Here is a 3,100-nt window from a genome sequence, read left to right as displayed (position 1 = left end):
GACCGGACAGGCTCAGGGACCGACGGGACGAGCTCACGGATCGACGGGACAAGCCCAGGGACCGACCGGAGGTGCCCGCTGATGGCCAAGGACAAGCTGATGGACTTCGACGAGGCCCTCGAGCTGTTCGAGCCGGTGCTCGGATTCGAGGTGCACGTCGAGCTGAACACCGAGACGAAGATGTTCTCGCGCGCGGCCAACCCCGCGAACTCGGCGAACCATGGAGCGGAGCCGAACACGCTCGTGGCGCCCGTCGACATGGGTCTTCCGGGCTCGCTCCCCGTCGTGAACGAGACCGCCGTGCGCTACTCGATCAGCCTCGGCCTCGCGCTCGGCTGCTCGATCGCACCCTCGAGCCGGTTCGCGCGGAAGAACTACTTCTACCCCGATCTCGGCAAGAACTACCAGATCTCGCAATACGACGAGCCGATCGCGTTCGACGGCCAGGTCGATGTCGAGCTCTCCGACGGCACGATCGTCTCGGTGCCCATCGAGCGCGCCCACATGGAGGAGGACGCCGGCAAGCTCACCCACATGGGTGGGGCGACCGGCCGCATCCACGGCGCCGAGTACTCGCTCGTCGACTACAACCGTGCGGGCGTGCCGCTCGTCGAGATCGTCACCAAGCCGATCTTCGGCGCCGAGCACCGCGCACCCGAGATCGCGAAGGCGTACGTGCAGACGATCCGCGACATCGTCATCGCCCTCGGCATCTCCGAGGCGCGCATGGAGCGCGGAAACCTTCGCTGCGATGCGAACGTGTCGCTGCGTCCGCGCGGCCAGGAGAAGCTCGGCATCCGCACCGAGACGAAGAACGTCAACTCGATGCGCTCCGTCGAGCGCGCCGTGCGGTACGAGATCCAGCGCCAGGCGGCGATCCTCGCGGCAGGCGGCACGATCACGCAGGAGACCCGGCACTGGCACGAAGACACCGGCACGACCTCGCCGGGTCGCCCGAAGTCGGATGCCGACGACTACCGCTACTTCCCGGAGCCCGACCTGCTGCCGGTCGAGCCCTCCCCGGAGCTGGTCGACGAGCTGCGCGCGGCTCTGCCCGAGCCGCCCGCGGCGCACCGTCGCCGGCTCAAGGCGGAGTGGGGCTTCACCGACCTCGAGTTCCAGGACGTCGTCAACGGCGGCCTCCTCGCCGAGGTCGAGGCGACGATCGCGGCGGGCGCTGCGCCGGCGGCGGCACGCAAGTGGTGGACGGGTGAGATCACCCGCATCGCGAACGCGCAGGGCCGCGAGCCGGTCGAGCTCGTGACGCCGACCCACGTGGCGGAGCTGCAGGGCCTCGTCGACGAGGGAACGCTCACCGACAAGCTCGCGCGCCAGGTGCTCGAAGGGGTCATCGCGGGAGAGGGGTCGCCGCAGCAGGTGGTCGACGCGCGCGGACTGGCGGTCGTCTCCGACGACACGGCACTCCTCGCCGCGATCGACGAGGCGCTCGCGTCGCAGCCCGACGTGCTCGAGAAGATCCGCGACGGCAAGGTGCAGGCCGCGGGTGCGATCATCGGCGCGGTCATGAAGGCGATGAAGGGTCAGGCGGATGCCGCGCGCGTCCGCGAGCTCATCCTCGAGCGTGCCGCGCAGTAGCGGACGTGTCGGCGGTGACGCCGACAATTGAGCCATGGGACGCGGCGATGGAACCGGTCGTGTCGTCTCGCCGGATGACGCGGACGACACCGGCACGGGCATCCTCCACGTCGACATGGACGCGTTCTACGCGGCCGTCGCGGTGCTCGACGACCCGTCGCTCGCGGGCAAGCCGATCATCGTCGGCGCTGCCGAGGGTCGCGGTGTCGTGTCGAGCGCGTCGTACGAGGCGCGGCGCTACGGTGTCCGCTCGGCGATGCCGGTGCGCCAAGCGCTGACTCTGTGCCCGACGGCGGTCGTGGTGCATCCGGACTTCGAGCGGTTCCTCGAGGAGTCGGAGAAGGTCATGCGGATCTTCCACGACTTCACGCCCATCGTCGAACCGCTGTCGATCGACGAAGCGTTCCTCGACGTGCGCGGTGCGCGTCGGCTGTGGGGGAGTCCCGGCCGGATCGCGCGCATGATTCGCTCGCGCGTGCGCGACGAAACAGGGCTCACGTGCTCGGTCGGCGTCGCCGCGACCAAGCACGTCGCGAAGATGGCGTCGACACTCGCGAAGCCCGACGGGCTCCTGATCGTCGCCGAGGCCGACACGCAGGACTTCCTGCGCAGGCAGCCCGTGCGCGCGTTGTGGGGCATCGGACCCAAGGCGGGCGAGGCGCTCGCGAACCGCGGCATCCACACCGTCTCCGACGTCATCGACAGCCCGGTGCCGGTGCTCGAGCGGGCGCTCGGACACGCGATGGCGGAGCGCGTCTGGCACCTCGCGCGGGGGATCGACCCGCGCGGCGTCGAAACCGAGCGGGTCGAGAAGAGCGTCGGACACGAGGAGACCTTCCACACCGACATCAGCGACACGGCTGTGCTGAAGAGCGAGCTCCGGCGTCTCGCGGATCGCGTCGGCCGGCGCCTGCGCAGCAACGGGTGGGAGGCGTCGACCATCTCGATCAAGGTGCGGTTCGCCGACTTCACGACGATCACCCGATCGCACACACTGCCCGAGCCGACGTCGGTCAGTCAGCGCATCGGCGACGCCGCCCTCGAGCTGTTCGATGCGGTCGATCGGGTCATGGCGATCCGGCTCGTCGGAGTGCGCGCCGAGAAGCTCCGCCACGCGGGGTCGACCGCCCTCGGTCTGTGGGATGACGATGAGGACTGGCGCCGTGTCGAGGGCGCCCTCGACGGCGCGACGGAGAAGTTCGGGCGCGGCGTGATCACGCGTGCGAACCTGCTCGGGCGCGCCCGCGGCGGTGCGGGGCTGCCCTCCCACCACGACCCGGGCAGCCTCGGGGTCGAGTGACGCCTACGGGTCCGCTCGACAGGAGCAACCCCTCGTCACGGACCACCGGCGCCCGGTACCGTGGGGGCATGCCCAACATCGCACTCGAGCTCGGCAAGCAGTCCGCGTCGTTCGGCGTGAAGAGCGCCTACGGCGAGGAAGTGGAGGTCGACGGCGTCCGGATGATCCCCGTCGCACTGACGTGGTCAGGATTCGGCGGCGGTT

The 3,100-nt window shown here is 70.0% G+C and carries 2 protein-coding genes; both read left to right on the top strand.

Annotated features, from left to right (window positions below; all coding sequences use genetic code 11):
* The first annotated feature begins 81 nt into the window (after window positions 1-81).
* Window positions 82-1,596 carry an Asp-tRNA(Asn)/Glu-tRNA(Gln) amidotransferase subunit GatB gene (gene gatB / locus VFF97_RS07940; protein ID WP_325032954.1) on the top strand — a complete coding sequence of 505 codons (1,515 nt, stop codon included), beginning with the start codon at window positions 82-84 and terminating at the stop codon, window positions 1,594-1,596.
* Between the two features lie 34 nt (window positions 1,597-1,630).
* Window positions 1,631-2,896, top strand: a complete 1,266-nt coding sequence (gene dinB / locus VFF97_RS07935; protein WP_325032953.1) for a DNA polymerase IV — start codon at window positions 1,631-1,633, stop codon at window positions 2,894-2,896.
* Window positions 2,897-3,100 lie beyond the last annotated feature (204 nt).

The organism is Microbacterium sp. (assembly GCF_035687345.1).
Classification (GTDB): domain Bacteria; phylum Actinomycetota; class Actinomycetes; order Actinomycetales; family Microbacteriaceae; genus Microbacterium.
This window is presented reverse-complemented; position numbering and strand designations above follow the sequence as displayed.

Coding starts and splice junctions, on each gene's coding strand:
- gatB (WP_325032954.1), top strand. CDS start 82: ATGGCCAAGGACAAGCTGATGGACTTCGACGAGGCCCTCGAGCTGTTC.
- dinB (WP_325032953.1), top strand. CDS start 1,631: ATGGGACGCGGCGATGGAACCGGTCGTGTCGTCTCGCCGGATGACGCG.